Origin of the sequence: Paenibacillus xylanilyticus (assembly GCF_013359935.1) — a bacterium.
In the GTDB taxonomy this organism is placed as follows: domain Bacteria; phylum Bacillota; class Bacilli; order Paenibacillales; family Paenibacillaceae; genus Paenibacillus; species Paenibacillus xylanilyticus.
Map to the genome: position 1 here is coordinate 78,849 of NZ_JABMCB010000160.1, position 16,213 is coordinate 95,061.

The 16,213-nt window shown below is 44.0% G+C and carries 16 protein-coding genes; 9 read left to right on the forward strand and 7 right to left on the reverse strand.

Annotation, left to right across the window (positions count from 1 at the left end; translation table 11 throughout):
• Position 1: 1 nt before the first annotated feature.
• The gene (gene nspC, locus HP552_RS06820) at positions 2 to 1,129 is read left to right on the forward strand and encodes a carboxynorspermidine decarboxylase (RefSeq protein ID WP_175394819.1); all 1,128 of its coding nucleotides are present in this window, start codon (positions 2 to 4) and stop codon (positions 1,127 to 1,129) included.
• An 89-nt stretch (positions 1,130 to 1,218) separates the two neighbouring features.
• On the opposite strand, the gene HP552_RS06825 is transcribed toward nspC, so the two are convergent.
• Positions 1,219 to 2,097 carry an aminoglycoside phosphotransferase family protein gene (locus HP552_RS06825; RefSeq protein WP_175394820.1) on the reverse strand — a complete coding sequence of 293 codons (879 nt, stop codon included), beginning with the start codon at positions 2,095 to 2,097 and terminating at the stop codon, positions 1,219 to 1,221.
• A gap of 98 nt (positions 2,098 to 2,195) precedes the next feature.
• Positions 2,196 to 3,092 carry an AraC family transcriptional regulator gene (locus tag HP552_RS06830; RefSeq protein WP_175394821.1) on the reverse strand — a complete coding sequence of 299 codons (897 nt, stop codon included), beginning with the start codon at positions 3,090 to 3,092 and terminating at the stop codon, positions 2,196 to 2,198.
• 154 nt (positions 3,093 to 3,246) lie between these two features.
• Here HP552_RS06830 and HP552_RS06835 point away from each other — a divergent pair, with 154 nt between their 5' ends.
• From HP552_RS06835 to asnA, 4 genes are all read left to right on the forward strand, one after another.
• Positions 3,247 to 4,158, forward strand: coding sequence for a DMT family transporter (locus HP552_RS06835; protein WP_175394822.1), 912 nt, complete (start codon positions 3,247 to 3,249; stop codon positions 4,156 to 4,158).
• A 42-nt stretch (positions 4,159 to 4,200) separates the two neighbouring features.
• Positions 4,201 to 4,533, forward strand: a complete 333-nt coding sequence (csaA, locus tag HP552_RS06840) for a chaperone CsaA (RefSeq protein WP_175394823.1) — start codon at positions 4,201 to 4,203, stop codon at positions 4,531 to 4,533.
• A gap of 228 nt (positions 4,534 to 4,761) precedes the next feature.
• On the forward strand, positions 4,762 to 5,397 hold the full coding sequence (locus HP552_RS06845) for a LysE family transporter (protein ID WP_175394824.1): 636 nt from the start codon (positions 4,762 to 4,764) through the stop codon (positions 5,395 to 5,397).
• Between the two features lie 134 nt (positions 5,398 to 5,531).
• Positions 5,532 to 6,545: an aspartate--ammonia ligase gene (gene asnA / locus HP552_RS06850; RefSeq protein WP_175394825.1), complete on the forward strand. Its 1,014-nt coding sequence runs from the start codon at positions 5,532 to 5,534 to the stop codon at positions 6,543 to 6,545.
• Positions 6,546 to 6,598: 53 nt separating this feature from the next.
• Here the strand turns inward: asnA and HP552_RS06855 are convergent, their stop codons facing one another.
• Positions 6,599 to 7,969 carry an amino acid permease gene (locus HP552_RS06855; RefSeq protein ID WP_175394826.1) on the reverse strand — a complete coding sequence of 457 codons (1,371 nt, stop codon included), beginning with the start codon at positions 7,967 to 7,969 and terminating at the stop codon, positions 6,599 to 6,601.
• Positions 7,970 to 8,216: 247 nt separating this feature from the next.
• Here HP552_RS06855 and HP552_RS06860 point away from each other — a divergent pair, with 247 nt between their 5' ends.
• From HP552_RS06860 to HP552_RS06870, 3 genes are all read left to right on the forward strand, one after another.
• Positions 8,217 to 8,558 carry an ArsR/SmtB family transcription factor gene (locus HP552_RS06860; RefSeq protein ID WP_175394827.1) on the forward strand — a complete coding sequence of 114 codons (342 nt, stop codon included), beginning with the start codon at positions 8,217 to 8,219 and terminating at the stop codon, positions 8,556 to 8,558.
• Between the two features lie 74 nt (positions 8,559 to 8,632).
• The gene (locus HP552_RS06865) at positions 8,633 to 10,900 is read left to right on the forward strand and encodes an ATP-binding cassette domain-containing protein (RefSeq protein ID WP_175394828.1); all 2,268 of its coding nucleotides are present in this window, start codon (positions 8,633 to 8,635) and stop codon (positions 10,898 to 10,900) included.
• 48 nt (positions 10,901 to 10,948) lie between these two features.
• Positions 10,949 to 11,419 carry a GNAT family N-acetyltransferase gene (locus HP552_RS06870; RefSeq protein WP_175394829.1) on the forward strand — a complete coding sequence of 157 codons (471 nt, stop codon included), beginning with the start codon at positions 10,949 to 10,951 and terminating at the stop codon, positions 11,417 to 11,419.
• A gap of 292 nt (positions 11,420 to 11,711) precedes the next feature.
• Here the strand turns inward: HP552_RS06870 and HP552_RS06875 are convergent, their stop codons facing one another.
• The 4 genes from HP552_RS06875 to HP552_RS06890 all read right to left on the reverse strand — a co-directional run bounded on the left by HP552_RS06875 (position 11,712) and on the right by HP552_RS06890 (position 15,452).
• Entirely contained in the window at positions 11,712 to 12,167 is a 456-nt protein-coding gene (locus tag HP552_RS06875) for a CBO0543 family protein (protein ID WP_175394830.1), read from the reverse strand.
• 270 nt (positions 12,168 to 12,437) lie between these two features.
• A complete protein-coding gene (locus tag HP552_RS06880) occupies positions 12,438 to 13,718 on the reverse strand; it encodes a glycoside hydrolase family 27 protein (protein ID WP_175394831.1) in 1,281 nt (426 codons plus the stop codon).
• Between the two features lie 108 nt (positions 13,719 to 13,826).
• Entirely contained in the window at positions 13,827 to 14,708 is an 882-nt protein-coding gene (locus tag HP552_RS06885; RefSeq protein WP_175394832.1) for a helix-turn-helix domain-containing protein, read from the reverse strand.
• A gap of 99 nt (positions 14,709 to 14,807) precedes the next feature.
• Positions 14,808 to 15,452, reverse strand: coding sequence for a YczE/YyaS/YitT family protein (locus HP552_RS06890; protein ID WP_175394833.1), 645 nt, complete (start codon positions 15,450 to 15,452; stop codon positions 14,808 to 14,810).
• 169 nt (positions 15,453 to 15,621) lie between these two features.
• On the opposite strand from HP552_RS06890, the gene paiA reads away from it, so the two are divergent.
• On the forward strand, positions 15,622 to 16,146 hold the full coding sequence (paiA, locus tag HP552_RS06895; RefSeq protein ID WP_175394834.1) for a spermidine/spermine N(1)-acetyltransferase: 525 nt from the start codon (positions 15,622 to 15,624) through the stop codon (positions 16,144 to 16,146).
• Positions 16,147 to 16,213 lie beyond the last annotated feature (67 nt).

Sequence of the window (16,213 nt, forward strand, 5' to 3'; positions counted from 1 at the left end):
GATGCGGTTTGAGCAATTACCGACACCATGCTTTGTTGTTGACGAAGGGCTTATCGAGAGAAATGTGAAAATCCTAAACGGTGTCATGCAGCGGACAGGTGCCAAAATTGTTTTGGCCCAAAAAGCATTTTCCATGACAGCGATGTACCCGCTTATCGGACAGTATCTGAGCGGTGCAACGGCAAGCGGGCTGTATGAAGCCCGCCTGGGCCATGAGGAAATGGGCAAAGAGAATCATGTCTTTGCACCAGCCTACCGCGAAGACGAGATCGATGAAATCATTTCGATCTGTGATCACATTATTTTTAATTCATTTTCCCAACTGGCAAAATTCAAGGATAAGGCGCTCCAGGCTGGCCGAAAAGTAGGTCTGCGCATTAACCCTGAATGTTCAACCCAGGAGGGACACGAGATCTACGATCCGTGCTCTCCGGGTTCGCGTTTCGGTGCGAAACAAGAGGATTTCCGTGCAGAGCTGCTGGAAGGTGTCTCCGGACTGCATTTCCATACGTTGTGCCAGCAAAATTCAGACGATCTGGAAACAACACTGAACGCGGTAGAAGAGAAGTTCGGACAATGGCTGCCTCAAATGGAATGGATCAACTTCGGCGGTGGTCACCACATTACGCGTGAAGATTATGATATTCCAAGACTGGAAGCATGCATTAAACGCATGCAGGACAAATATGGACTGGAAGTATACCTGGAACCGGGAGAAGCTGTTGCGCTGAACGCAGGTTATCTGGTGACCTCCGTGCTGGATTTCCATAAAAACGGCATGGACATTGCCATTTTGGATACCTCAGCTACTTGCCACATGCCAGACGTGCTGGAAATGCCGTATCGTCCGCCGCTGGTAGGCTCAGGAGAAGTAGGGGAGAAACCGCATCTGTACCGTCTTGGAGGGCAAACATGTCTGTCTGGTGATGTTATTGGAGATTATTCTTTTGATCAGCCTTTGAAAGAGGGCGACCGTCTGGTCTTTGAAGATATGGCGATCTATTCCATGGTCAAAACGAATACGTTTAATGGCATGCCGCTGCCAGCTATTGCTGTAAAAAGAAAAGACGGCGATTGTGAAGTCGTTCGGGAATTCGGATATCAGGATTTCAAAATGAGACTGGCATAGTTGGTCATAATATATATGAATTAATATAAAACCGGATTCCGCTAATAGGAATCCGGTTTTTATGTGTATCTTCAGGTGCTGTTCTGAATTTAGAGTGAGTTATAGTCTCGAATTATAACATCGAGAACACGTTTTCCCCAGTTCGATGACTCTGTATCCGGTTCATTCCAGGCATAGGTGATAAGCGCTTTCCACAAAGCCCAGCCACGTGCACGGTTTATCATATCTGGGTCAGCATTCATCCGACCGAGGAAAATATCTCTACTTTTATCATCAAAAAAATTCCATGCCATTACCAAATCACTTGAAGGATCCCCGACGCCCATCGTTCCAAAATCAACCACGCCGGACAAGCGCCCGTCTTGCACGAGCAGATTGCCTACTGCAATGTCACCATGTACCCATAGCGGTTTCGATTCATACCTTGTGGCAAGGGCAAGATTCCATATTTCCAGTAACAGCTGTTGATCATATTGGCCCGATAAACCGTCAATGACAGATCGGGTTTCCGAGTCGTAAACCGCTAAGTTTCCTCCGCGATGAAAGTTTTGAATGCCTGCTGGTATCCCTTTGCTTGCATCGATCGCTTCTAATTCTTTCAGAAAATTTGCAAGATCCTCAGCAAATGTGTTCAGATTAACGATATTATCATATGTGACAGTCTCACCTTCAATCCACCGGTTGATGGACCAGGGAAGGGGATATTCCTCCGTAGGTTTGCCTTCTGCAACAGGGGCCGGGATTGGCAAGGATAGTAAAGGCTTGAAAACAGGAAGCCATGTCATCTCTTTCTTCACCGCAGAGGCGTAACGTTCATGACTCGGCAAGCGAATAGTCATATCGTTTCCCAGTCGATAAGTACGGTTATCATGTCCGCTTTTTTCTACGGGTGCGATCGGCAATTCCTTCCACTTGGGAAATTGGCTATGGATTAATTGACGTACCAGTTCAGTAGTTATTTCAATCATTTCACTCGCCTCATTTTTTTGAAGTTGATTTCAGCTTTATTTTACTGCCAATTCTATTATTATTCCTTATTTTCTCTAAATATCATGTTGCGAAGGAATTAACTTTTCGTATTCTCATTCCAAAATTGACGGTATTCTTTAGGCGTTCGTTGATGATGCTTTTTAAAAGACTGAATAAAGTGATTTACATGATTAAAACCCACACGGTGGGCTATTTCGGTTATGGAATAATCTGTTGCACGTAATAACTCAGCGCTTTTCTTGATACGGTACTTAATTAAGTAGTCGTAAGGTGTCATATGAATGGTTTTTTTGAAACTTCGGCTGCATTCCGAAACACTGAGATGTGCTGCATCAGCTATCTCCAGCAATGTAATCGGATTAGAGTAGTACTGGTGGATGAAACTAAGCATGAGCTGAAGTCTTTCCTGTTGCAGCTTCATGGATTGAGGTACATCCTCAGAAGAAAGAGAAATATTAGAGATTAAAATTAACCACAGTTGTACGGTTTTTATAGAAACTTCGTACTCCCATCCCCATTTCTTTGTCATATCGAATCTTGATTTCATATCCCAAAGCATTTCAAGTATGTGACGTTCCCATTCTGCTTCTCCCTTGATTTCGAGTGATACTAAGGAAGAGTTTGTATAAGGGAGTACATAATTTTGTTCCATGGCACTATCTGCGTAGAAAGCCAACAGCTTCTCGGGAAAATTAAAACTCACATATTGACCATGATGTGTCAGTTTCGTAGTAACATGCAGGATGCCCTTATTATTCAGAATAGCTTGGCCTGTTTCTAATTCATGATTGATCCCATTGACTTGTATCACTAGTTTTCCTTGCGTGACTAACGTGATCTGTAATTCTTCATGCCAATGCAGATCGTTAAAGCCTCTACCTGCAGGAATACTTTCATGGATCGTATGCGTGTACATGATGTATGGAAATGAAACATCCGGATATACAATGGTCTCATGCAATGGTTTTCCCATAGTGATTTCCTCTCTAATGGCGATATTTCTATATTATATAAAGATATAATTACACAATTAAAACTTTAATGGTGATATTATTATATCAGTTATTCGCTTTATCACTACAATCCTGTGCACAGACGATTGGATAAAACATCTTGGAGGCGTACATGTGAAATTAAATCAATCGTCATTACCGTTTCATCCCTATGTACTACTGTTAATCAGCATATTGTCTGTTTCAATCTCGTCCATTATGATAAAATCCTCAGATACTCCAACGTCTGTGGCTGGGATGTACAGATTGTATATTTCCGTAATAATTATGCTTCCATTTGTACCTTGGAAAACCCTCCATACAACAGGAATGAACAAAAAAGATTGGGGTACCGTTTTGTTAGCAGGTCTGTTTCTCGGATTACATTTCTTGTTTTGGATGGAATCGTTGGTATATACCTCGGTTGCGAGCTCAATGGTCATCCTATCTTTACAGCCTTTGTTCGTAATGGTGGGTTCATATTTTTTGTTTAGAGAACGCATCACCACATTGACAATGGTTTGTTTGATTGGTGCTCTTCTAGGTTCACTGATTATAGCTTGGGGAGACATTGGGGTTTCTCGGAGGGCATTAATAGGTGATGGATTATCTTTAATGGGAACAATCTTGGTTTCAGCATATATGCTGGCAGGACAAAAAGTAAGTCGCAAAATAGACACCAATCTATACAGCGTTATTGTTTTTTTTCTAGGTGGAAGCGTCATGCTGGGCTACTGTTTGTTCCATGATATCACTTTGGTAAACTATGATTCTTCGGATTGGACGTATTTCTTATTGCTTGCAGTAATTCCGACTATTTTTGGACAGTATATTTTTAATCTGTTGTTAACATCTATAGGTGCAACGACTGTTTCGGTAGGAATAATTGGAGAGCCGGTTTTAGCAATAATTCTTGCCTATCTATTTTTGGGAGAGAGCATCTCAACATTTCAATGTATAGGTGGATCGTTAACACTACTGGGTATGGGGATGTATTTTTGGATGCAGTCCTTTGACGGTTCAGTGGCTAAATATAAAGTCGATTAATTCGTAATTTTAATAAAAGACAAATGATGAGGAGAAGTATACATGGCAACCATTGATGATTTTTTAAAGCTGGACATCCGAATTGGAACGATTATTCACGCTGAGTTCTTTGCGGAAGCAAAGGTGCCTGCAATCAAGCTTGAGATTGATTTTGGAGAAGAGGTTGGAATCAAAAAATCGAGCGCGCAAATTACCAAAAGATATACGGCTGAGGATATCGTAGGGAAACAAGTCATCGGGGTAGTGAACTTTCCTCCACGCCGGATCGCAGGATTCAAGTCTGAGGTGCTCGTTTTAGGTGGAGTACCCGAAAAGGGAGACGTCGTTCTGTTACAACCGGATATTGAACTACCTGCAGGGACACCTATTGCGTAGAGATTGCGACTTCGTATCTTTTAACATTTTAAATAAGCAAATTCATAGACTGCTAAAATAATCAAAGGCTATTTCCGGACATGTTCATCTGTCTTGTGAAATGGCCTTTTGTTTGTATCTTGTGTCCATATAAGTTAAAGGAAGATCTTTATCATTTTGTCATTTTAGAAGAGTAAGGATCATATGATGTGGAAATAAACCGGACAAGCGAGTAGGAGTGAAGAAGAGTTGAGTGTTCAACTTCTGATCAGTTATATTTTCCTTGGTTTGACGCTTGCTGCTCCCATTGGGCCCGTGAATTCAGCACGATTGGACAAGGGTATCAAAAATGGATTTTGGCATGCCTGGATGGTCGGTGCAGGTTCAATGATTGCGGATGCCGCATTTATGCTCTTGATTTATTTGGGTTTGGTTCAATTCCTCAATATCCCCATGGTTCAAATTCTCCTCTGGCTTGTTGGCGGGTTCACACTGACCTATACCGGAATCGAAAGTATCTTGCAGATTAACAAACTAAAGCTGCATTCGTCCAAAAACCGTAAGGATTCCCTCATCCACTGCTTTATGCTTGGCTTTTTCATGTCCATTACGAGTCCGATGTCCATCATTTTCTGGCTGGGGATTTACGGCTCCATTCTGGCCAAAACGGCAGTCTCTTTTGGGACGAGTCATTTGCTGATCTACAGCAGCATGATCTTTATCGGACTGACGCTCTGGGATGTGCTGGTGGCGGGTTTGACCACAGGTATGAGGCGTTATCTCAATCAAAAGAGTCTCGCCATAATTTCCGTTGTATCCGGGTTGTCTCTCGTTGGATTCGGGGTATACTTTGCTCTGCAGGGGCTGCGAGCCATATTTTCGTAGATGCTGGGCATACACCCAAATGCATCGATTCTGTACTGGGACAACGCGACACATGCCCATTAGGCACATAGACTGCTCTCATCAGTTATGCAGAACACTGCATGAAAATCAAACTGAAGGGATGATGTACCTAAATGCTGCGAACGATTGTTGTACCAAGCGAGTATAAACCGATGCTGAATCTCAGGGAAACTGCCGAGGCGATACATTTTTCAAGAAAAACATTTCAGGAGAAATTGGAGCAGCACTTAAACCTCATGCAGATACCCTCACCGGTTCTTTTGCAGGAAGGTACAGGAATCAATGATAACTTGAATGGTGTGGAGCGAATGGTCTCTTTCGATGCACTGGATATGGAAGAGGGGCAGGTTGAAGTCGTTCAATCGCTAGCCAAGTGGAAACGTATCGCTCTGAAAACATATGGGTTCCAAGTGGGAGAAGGATTATATACGGTTATGAATGCGATTAGACGCGATGAGTGGATGGATAATCTGCATTCCATTTATGTGGATCAGTGGGATTGGGAAAAAGTGATCGCTGAAGAACAACGTAACCTGACCACTTTAAAGGAAGAAGTTCATAAGATCTATCGTTCGATACAGGCCACGGAACAGGAATTGTGCAAACAATATTCATGTCTTGAACCTGTTCTTCCAGCTCAAATATTCTTCATCACTACACAAGAATTAGAATACCAATACCCTGATCTCACTCCAAAACAAAGAGAAAATGAGATTACGCGCCAATACGGTGCCGTCTTCATTATGCAGGTAGGTGGAGTAATGGAATCCGGAAGTGTTCATGATGGTCGATCCCCTGACTACGATGATTGGACTCTAAACGGAGATATATTGTTATGGTATCCCGTACTGGAGCAGGCGTTGGAGGTTTCATCCATGGGGATCCGCGTGGATGCCGTTTCTCTCGAAAAGCAGCTTGCTCTGAGCCAAACGAAAGAACGGGCTGCACTTGATTTTCATCAGTCTGTCTTGAATGGGGAATTGCCATTTACCATCGGAGGCGGCATAGGTCAATCCCGGCTTTGCATGTTTTTGTTAAGAAAGGCGCATATTGGCGAAGTGCAGGCTTCGGTGTGGAATCAGAGAACCTGGCAGGAGTGCCAGGAGGGAAATATACCTTTGCTATAGAACAAAACCGAGAAAAGGATATCCAATGAGGATATCCTTTTTTTTTTGGTTGATTACGTGGAGACCTTATGTTTTTTCCACCATCTCGTCATGATCCAGGTTACCAGACCAATAACAACAATCATGATTAGACTTACGAAAAATCCAACCCGGATGTCCGGCTTCACTAGTGTCCCACTAACGGCACCCAATAACAGAACCAAACCTGTTATACCAAGGATCACATCTCGCATGCGGATCCGGAGGATCTTAAACGCTGCAATAATGATAAAGGACCAGTTATACATCTGCAGAATACCAGCTGCGGTGGTGATGTACTCGTAGATTTTTCCTGGCAGTAATAGGGCGGTTACGATGGATGCACACAATCCCACGGCGGCTAGCGCAAGGGAAGGCAGGGGGAGCTGTTTGAAGTTCAACTTGACCTTGAATAACTTGGGAGCGTCCCCGTCTTTGGACATGGTAACCAATAAGTTAACGACAGCAAACAATGAGGCACTCATGGCAGAAAAACCAGCCAGGATGATGGCCCCGTTGAATACATGTGGAAAAAAGGCCAAATGATACGAAGATAAGGCGGTTACAAACGGACTTTCCTTTTCATTCATCTTCGTATATTGCACCATGAATACGGCCAGTCCGATCGATAACATGTACAGGATTGAAAGTCCGGTCAGCATGACTTTTCCCGCTTTGGGGGCATCCTTTTTATCCTGTAACTGAATGGACATGAGACCGATGGTCTCCACGCCGCCATAGGCGTAAAACGCATAGAGGAGCGAGGACCAGAAGGCTGGGAATTTTCCAGGGAATACTTCAGCAGCTGAACCAGGAAAGCCCGGTCTTTCATTGCTGCCCCCATGAATCCAGCCAAAGATTGCAGCTGCAGCCAGCAGAATAAACATAACGATAGCTGCCGTTTTGACAACGGCTAGAACATTCTCGATTTTGTCAAACCACTGTGTGCCGAGTAATACAACAAAAATGGACAATACCGCATATCCTGCTGCAAAAACCCAGAGGGGAACATTCGGAAACCAGAATCGGGAGAGAATGGACAAGGCAGTTAATTGGCTTCCCATGATCAAAATTTTGGTACTCCAGTAATTCCAGCCGCATCCAAAGCGCGCCCAGCGTCCAAATGCTTTGCCAGCATAATAACAGAACGAGCCTTCCTGAGGATCTGCCGTAGTCATTTTCGCCAGAAAATGAAACACAATATAGGTGCCCAATGCCGCAATCAAAAAGGACAGCACCATGGAAGGTCCAGTCTGTTTAATACCGATACCCGAACCAAGAAAATATCCGGTTCCAATCGTACATCCGATGCCAAGCAGGGAAAGCTGCCACCATTTTAACTCTCCCTTTCCCTTCCCTTCAGACGATGAGGAAGCGTCTTGTGCAGTGCAACTTAAATCGGTCAATGTAGAACACCTCTCCTTCTCAGATAAGGTGATCCAATAAAGGATAAAATATGCCGTCTTCTGTAACTTTAGTTTTTCGTATCAAATGGTTCAGGATTCGTTGACATGACTCCAAACGGTATCTTACAATCAATACGTCACTAAAAGGTGTCTAATTTTCGGAAAAGAAAGCATCCGGTGAGAACTCAACGTGAAAATGAATGTGTACACTGCATATTCATGGAAATGATATTTAGGAGAGAGTGTTGTGAGTGAGAACATCCAATCGCGCGATGTATTTGACGCGATTGCAGATCCAACCAGACGACGACTGATTGAGTTATTAGCAGAAGCAGAGGCGGAAGAAGTACCGCTATACGAATTAACAGCACAGTTTGAAATGGGTCGGACGGCGGTATCCAAGCATCTAACCGTCCTTAAAGAAGCAGATTTGGTGCATGACCGTAAGGTCGGAAGAGAAACGAGATTCAAGTTAAATGCAGCTCCGCTCCGAGAAATTCAAGATTGGGTCGCTTTTTATAGTAAATTCTGGAGTAACGATATGATGCGCTTAAGCCAACTGTTAGAAGAGGAAAATGAGCCCAACTGAACCGAATTCGCCAATAGCGGTGAACTCGAGTGTTTTTCTGAATGACTAATTAAAAAATCGGAGGGTTTCCAAGCATGAGCGAAACGAATCAGGAGTACATCGTACTATCTGGTGCGAGGGAAAACAATCTTAAGAATGTATCCTTGCGCATCCCCAAACGGAAAATCACAATTTTCACCGGGGTATCCGGATCCGGCAAATCATCAATCGTTTTTGATACAATCGCTGCAGAATCCACGCGTTTGCTGAATGAGAACTTCAGCATGTTCGTACGTATGTTCCTGCCCCGAGTACCACAACCGGATACGGATGCGATCGAAAATCTGAGCATGGCAGTGATTGTGGACCAGAAACGATTAGGCGGTGGTTCTCATTCCACAATGGGTACGATTACTGATATTTCACCCATTCTGCGGCTGCTCTTTTCTAGAGTCGGTAAGCCTTATGTTGGACCAGTTAACATGTTCTCGTTTAATGATCCACAAGGCATGTGTCCCGAGTGTAACGGAATCGGACGAAGGCTCGGCGTTGATATGAGCAAGGCTGTGGACATGACCAAATCTCTAAACGATGGGGCTATCTTGCTCCCGGACTATGGCGTGAATGGCTGGGATTGGAACATGGTCCTGCAGTCCGGGGACTTCGATCCGAACAAGAAGCTGAACGAATATTCCGACGACGAGTTGGAACTGCTTTTGTATGGCAAGGCTAGAAAAGTGAAGGTGGATTTCGCAGGTAAGGCAACTAATATTACGGTAGAAGGTGTCATTGAGAAGTTTACCAACAAATACATCAAGCAGGATGTTAAGACGAAATCTGAACGAACACAAAAAGCGGTTATGCCGTTTATCTCAGAGGGTCCCTGTTCCAGTTGTCAGGGTGCAAGACTTAGTCAGGCAGCGCTCAGCTGCAGAATTAATGGACTCAATATTGCGGAGATGTCTGCCATGGAGGTGGGTCAGCTTATTGGAGTCATTCGTGAGATTGATGACGCAGTTGCAGCGCCAGTTATCAAGTCATTGACGGAACGGCTGCAGCATCTGGTGGATATCGGACTGGACTACCTGACATTGGACCGTGAGACAGATACATTATCCGGCGGCGAGTCGCAGCGGGTCAAGATGGTGAAACACCTCAGTGGCAGCCTTGTGGATGTCACTTACATCTTTGATGAACCTAGCGTTGGCTTGCACCCTCGTGACGTACACCGATTAAATGAAATACTTCAGAAGCTGCGTGATAAGGGCAACACCGTGATTGTCGTTGAGCACGATCCGGATGTGATCAAGGTTGCGGACCATATCGTAGACGTTGGACCTCATGCTGGCAGCCGTGGCGGCACAATAGTATATGAAGGAAGTTTCCATGGTCTGCTGGAATCAGGTACCCTGACTGGCTCCTACATGAAACGGCCTCTGCAATTGAAGCACAATTGCAGGCAGTCATCTGGCAAGCTGCCCATTAAGGATGCCACCTTGCATAACCTGCAGAATGTAAGTGTAGACATTCCAACGGGTGTGCTTACTGTCGTTACAGGTGTCGCCGGTTCAGGCAAAAGTACGCTAATCAACGAAGTATTTCTCAGCCAGCATTCGGATGCAATCGTGATCGACCAATCCGCGGTAGGTGTATCAACACGCTCGAATCCTGCAACTTACACTGGCATCATGGATGATGTTCGCAAAGCGTTCGCCAAGGAAAACAAGGTGAACCAAGGCCTGTTCAGCTTCAATTCCAAGGGAGCATGCGAGCATTGTCAGGGGCTTGGGGTCATATATACAGACCTTTCCTTCCTGGACAGCGTGAAGCTGCCGTGTGATGTATGCGAAGGCAGACGGTTCAAAGATGAGGTACTCGAGTATAAGCTGAACGGCAAGTCAATTGCTGAAGTACTGGAGATGACCGTGGAGCAAGCGTTGGAGTTTTTCCAACTCAAAGAAGTTATGCGCAAACTTCAAGCCATGAGTGATGTCGGACTGAATTACATTACGCTTGGACAGCCGCTTAGCACGCTCTCCGGTGGGGAATGCCAACGAATCAAGTTGGCAAGTGAACTGCACAAGAAGGGCAGTATCTACGTAATGGACGAGCCGACAACCGGTCTTCATATGTCGGATATCGGTCATTTGCTGGAGATCATGAACCGCCTGGTGGATGCCGGCAACACTGTGATTGTCATCGAGCATAATCTCGACGTGATTAGCCAAGCGGATTGGATTATTGATATGGGACCAGACGGAGGCAGCAAGGGTGGACAGGTGGTTTTCGAGGGATTACCTTCGCAGATTGTCCATGAGGAAAAGTCGATTACAGGTAAGTATTTAGACAGTAATGAGAAATAATAAAAAGAACAATTTATGGGATTCAAGGGGAATGCGGAGGCTTACTATATGTTCATAAGAGAAATAGAAGAGAGAGATAATAAACAGGTCGAATCGCTTATTCGAACCTGTTTGATCGAATTTGGAGCAAATAAACCAGGGACAGCTTGGACTGACCCCAATTTAGGTGATTTCTATAATCTATACCAAAATGAGGGCTCTAAATACTGGGTGGTTGAGGAAAACGCAAAAATAGTAGCGGGTTGTGGCATTGGACCGATTGAGGGCTTTCCGCAAATTTGCGAATTGCAAAAGATGTATGCATTAAAAGAGACAAGAGGCACAGGTATTTCAAGCGAATTACTTCACGTTGTCCTTGAATTTGCGAAAAAGCATTATGAACAATGTTATCTTGAAACCCTCAGCAATATGGTTGCAGCCAACAAGTTCTATGCAAAAAACGGATTTATTTCATTAGACAAACCACTAAATGAATCGGAACATTTTGCATGCGACATATGGTATATGAAATCTTTATAAACAGAATTAGTTTTGTGGAAAACACTAGCCGGTACTCCCTAAAGCAGGGAATATCGGTTTTATTATTTTTATCAATAAAAATGGAGAAGCTCATATGCTCACTGTTATGCACTTCCTTTTTATGTATAATTAAGTTGAACATTGGATTGTCGATCAAGTCACTGAGGAGGAAATATATGTTAGCTTTAATCTTGATTTTGGGTTCGATCTATATTGCAGCTTATTTGCGTGCAATCTACATCAAACTTGAAAAAATAGCTGATGCACTGGATCGGAAAAATGGCAGTGGGGACTAGTTTGTCTTTCTATACATTTTGAAGAATAACACGGAGTACACATACATGGCTATGATGGGAATCAAATAAGAAAAGAACGTCCAAAAAACATTCCAGTTATTAAAGTACGTTACTCTTCCTTGCTGCTTCAACAGCCATTCCAGGCACGTCAGCATAAGGGCACTTATGAAGATTAGAGGTACAGGTTTAATTTTTTTTTCATAGACCAGATACAGCATATATGAAGCAATGATGGGGAACAGACCTAGATCAAACGGAATTGCAGAAAAAGCTATATTTTTAAAAACAGGCGAGAGCAGCCAAAAGTAATTGAATCCAATGTTATTAACCACAGAAGCCAGAGCAACTGCAACTGGGAAGAAAGGAAATAATAATCTCCAGTGCTTGATAAACAGATATATGAACAACACCCAAGGTACAACAAAACCAACAAGGATATTAAGAGTCATCATGTTCCTCCCCAAAATTCAGTTCCTTATATTCTTGGCGGTAAGTCTTAATTTAATCCAGAGTAGATTATTAAGGGGGAGAGCTGAACATGGAAATCAAAAAATCAGGTTTGACTCATTTGTGAGTGGAGCCATAACCGTCATATGGCAAAAGACGCCTAGCAGCAAATTTGGGAATTAGCTGGTAAGCGTCCGCTCCATATAACGTTTTTACCGACCGCCCCTCTGACCAGTATCCTTCAGCCAGACTCTTTAAACAGACGAAATCAGGAATTAAATGAACCGATAAAGGCGTACACCGTGCGGAGGAACAGTTGTTTGTACCACACCTGTCGTAAGTTTGGCTGCCGTCCCGTTCCACAAATCGGTGCCCGAGGTAAAACCTGTAAGCCCGATTTGCTCCAGAGCCAGGTTCAGCGGCAGCTCAGAATCACCAACGTTAAATATTGCAGCGTAACGGGAATCATCGGTGTCTTCAGCTGTCCAGACAATGAGATTACCTTCGCGCAGTGCTTCCTTCGCTCCACGGCTCTCCTGCTGCATGCGCAATACTTCTCGGTTGGTAAGCAGGGACAGCGTCCATTCGTCACAGTCGCGAAGCTCGCCGCCAAAGATAAGAGGTGAGCGGAAGATGCTCCAGAGAGACATCATAGTCAACTGCTCGTCTCGTGTGAAACGGGTCCATCGGTCTGCGCCACCGCCATCCACAGACCGGATTCCGATGTGGCCGAGCGGGAGCATGTCGCAGTCTGGCCAGCAGCCTGCCTGCGGAATCCCTTGCCATGTCCTGCAGCGGTCAAACATATCCAGCAGCAGCGGCCATTGATCCCAGAAGTCATCCGTAACCCGCCACATGTTGGCATGTTCGGTGAAAAATGCGGAGTATTCCACCGGAGCCGGACCAGGGGAGAGGCTAAGCACCATTGGTCGGCCGCAGCGTTCGATGGCTTTGGAGATTAACGCGATCTCTGGCTGATGGGTGTCGTACAGTCTGGAGGCAGCAATGTCGTCTACTTTTACCAAGTCAACACCCCACTCAGCATATAGTTCAAAGAGAGAATCATAGTAAGCTTGTGCGCCTTCTTTCGACGCATCCACGCCGTACATATCCGTATTCCACGGACAGATGGAATTTGTGTGTGCAATATCACGCGCTGTTGCCGTAGTGTTCATAATGGGAGCAGCAGCGTGAGCAGCCTGTCTTGGAATGCCGCGCATGATATGAATGCCAAACTTCAGTCCAAGGCTATGTACATAATCGGCTAATGGCTTGAAGCCTTGCCCGCCTTCTGCGGACGGAAAACGGTTCTCGGCAGGCATTAGGCGGGAATATTCATCCATGATGAGCGGGACAAACGGTCTGTACTGAGAGGAGTTTGCATAAGGCTCGTACCATTGAATATCGACAGTAATGTAATTCCAGCCAAATGCTTTGAGATGTTCAGCCATGTAATCCGCATTGCCCCGGATTTCTTCTTCTGTGACGGCCGCGCCGTAGCAGTCCCAGCTGTTCCAGCCTAGCGGTGGTGTAGGTGCTGCAAGCTTATGATTCATGGTAAATCTCCTTTACTGATTAATTATTGCTCTTGTTGTGTTCATCATAATAAAGGAGTTTAGTAATATCTACAGTAATTTTAAACACCAAGTAGCACAATATTGCGGTTAATCGAAGAACAGTTTACGATATGCCAGGCTATCGCCTCCGCTGCGGAACTCACCTGGTGTAAGCCCGGTCATGGTGCGAAAAGCTTTAATAAAGTAACTTCCGCTGGAGTAGCCAACCCGTTCTGCAATGGCCTCAATGCTAAGTCCGGTTCCCCGAAGCAATTCCATGGCTTTCTCCGTGCGGATGCGAGTTAAATATGCGCCTGGTGTCAGACCCGTGCTGGCCGAGAATCGGCGAATCAAATGATATTTGGACAAAGAGACATGCTCAGATAGCTGATCAATACTAATCATCTGTGCATAGTTATTCTCTATAAATTCAGCTGCGCGCTGAACGTTTTCTGACCAATTGTTTCTGTTTCGCAGAGTTGTTACCTGTAGTCTGGCCAGTTCTGTGATGAACTGGTATACAGAAGAAGAAGCGATGAAAGGATCCGAGATTCGGCCTGCTGCCGCATCGTTCACAATCATTCGCAATAACTTAACTGGTGAACAATCTACGGGCAGGTATGGGACTTCTCCTGCTTCACGCAAGAATTTGCGCCAAAGAGGCAGAATCAGATTCGGCCGGAAGAGCAAAAATAGAAATTCCCATGGATCTTTGGAATCAGCATGGTAATAATAGCGATGGGGTCCTGGAATTTCAGCAAGAAAAGCCTGTCCGCCAGTGATGCGGTGTCGCTGTTTCCCGGATTCATATATACCTTCGCCGGAAAGGGTGTACTGGAAAAGAAGGAGAGGCCCATCGGTACGCTCCAGCCCGTCCCAATGATAGGAAGGATTGGTGATGGAATCACAGCCAGCCGCAAATAATACGCATAGCTGCAGCTCCTTATCTTCCGCGAATCGAAAGCCGTATGTACCTCTGGGCATGTCCATGAATGTCTCCTTATGGTTATGAGATTGTTTTTGCGAACAACCGATTAATTCTGATTATATGCTATTACGATTAGGATGAGGAGGCAATTGCCGTGTTTACTATATAGAATGCCTGTTGTCTTTCATGAGATCCGTTGAGGAACCGGAATGGCTGGAGAAACGATCTACTACCTTTTTCATCAAAGGCATAAAAGTATTTAGTATAACTCCTCCTAAACAAACGGTCAGTATCGTTCCCATACCAATGGGGCCCTTTAAAATCAACGCCAGTAACAGGAACACAAGGTAAATGAGCGTTCTCGCAACCAAGAGATTCGATCGGGTAAGTTTTTGAATAATCAATGTTAATCGATCCAGGGGAATCGGTGCGAAGTTGGTCAGTAGGTATGTTGCAGTTCCTAATCCAATAAGTACCAAACCAATGACCATATATACAATTTTACCGATCCATAATTCTGGAGTTATCCAACTGTGCAAGAAGAAAAGCCACATATCAATGCCAATCCCTGTTATAAATGCGGTTAACAACCCTAGAAGTTCTGGTTTTTGTTTTGATAGAACAGAATTGCAGCATATCAGGAGCAGCGCAATAATGATCTCCCAGCTTCCTACTGAAAGCCCCACATTGAACGAAAGCCCTACCAACAATGCATCAAAAGGCGAGGTCCCAAGGTCCGATTGAATCGTAAACGAAATTCCAAGTGTCAATATTAATATTCCCATGATAAAAAATACATATTTCAATTTAATCGCCCTCATTATTACTATTTTATGTTGCAAATACAACAAAATTAAAGTAGATTTAATATATCCTTTTTTAATTGAGTTTGCAACAAAATAAATAGCATTCAGGAAAATAAATAAACGGGAACAGGGAGGATCTGTTCAATCTATAAAGGAGCGAAATCTTAATATGACAGAGGCAGTAAAAATCACAAAATGCAGCCGTGAAGATGTGCATACACTCCAGGGAATCAGTATTGAAACATTTAATGATACATTTAAAGATCAGAATTCACCTGAAAATATGAAGGCATACTTGGAGAGGGCATTTAACACGGAACAGTTGGAGAAGGAGTTATCCAATCGTTCTTCCGACATTTTTTTCATCTATTTTAATGAAGAACTTGCTGGCTATTTAAAGGTAAATATCAATGATGCCCAATCCGAAAGCATGGGGGAGGAGTCTCTTGAAATTGAGAGGATCTATATCAAAAACCATTTTCAGAAGTACGGGCTCGGTAAGCATTTGTTGAATAAAGCTATAGACGTAGCAATCAAAAAGAATAAAAACAAAATTTGGCTTGGCGTGTGGGAAAAAAATGATAATGCGATTGCATTTTATAACAAAATGGGATTTGTTCAAACAGGAGCACACTCATTCTATATGGGGGATGAAGAACAAATCGATTTTATAATGACCAAATCTCTCGTATAACTCAGAAAAGTCATTGCCGGATTTGCTTTAGCATTAAAAATAATATAAATGATCCAAAATAGAACCT

Bases quoted from the DNA above. Each gene is read 5' to 3' on its own strand.
- nspC (WP_175394819.1), top strand. From the start codon at position 2: ATGCGGTTTGAGCAATTACCGACACCATGCTTTGTTGTTGACGAAGGG.
- HP552_RS06825 (WP_175394820.1), bottom strand. From the start codon at position 2,097: ATGATTGAAATAACTACTGAACTGGTACGTCAATTAATCCATAGCCAA.
- HP552_RS06830 (WP_175394821.1), bottom strand. From the start codon at position 3,092: ATGGGAAAACCATTGCATGAGACCATTGTATATCCGGATGTTTCATTT.
- csaA (WP_175394823.1), top strand. From the start codon at position 4,201: ATGGCAACCATTGATGATTTTTTAAAGCTGGACATCCGAATTGGAACG.
- asnA (WP_175394825.1), top strand. From the start codon at position 5,532: ATGCTGCGAACGATTGTTGTACCAAGCGAGTATAAACCGATGCTGAAT.
- HP552_RS06865 (WP_175394828.1), top strand. From the start codon at position 8,633: ATGAGCGAAACGAATCAGGAGTACATCGTACTATCTGGTGCGAGGGAA.
- HP552_RS06870 (WP_175394829.1), top strand. From the start codon at position 10,949: ATGTTCATAAGAGAAATAGAAGAGAGAGATAATAAACAGGTCGAATCG.
- HP552_RS06875 (WP_175394830.1), bottom strand. From the start codon at position 12,167: ATGATGACTCTTAATATCCTTGTTGGTTTTGTTGTACCTTGGGTGTTG.
- HP552_RS06880 (WP_175394831.1), bottom strand. From the start codon at position 13,718: ATGAATCATAAGCTTGCAGCACCTACACCACCGCTAGGCTGGAACAGC.
- HP552_RS06885 (WP_175394832.1), bottom strand. From the start codon at position 14,708: ATGGACATGCCCAGAGGTACATACGGCTTTCGATTCGCGGAAGATAAG.
- paiA (WP_175394834.1), top strand. From the start codon at position 15,622: ATGACAGAGGCAGTAAAAATCACAAAATGCAGCCGTGAAGATGTGCAT.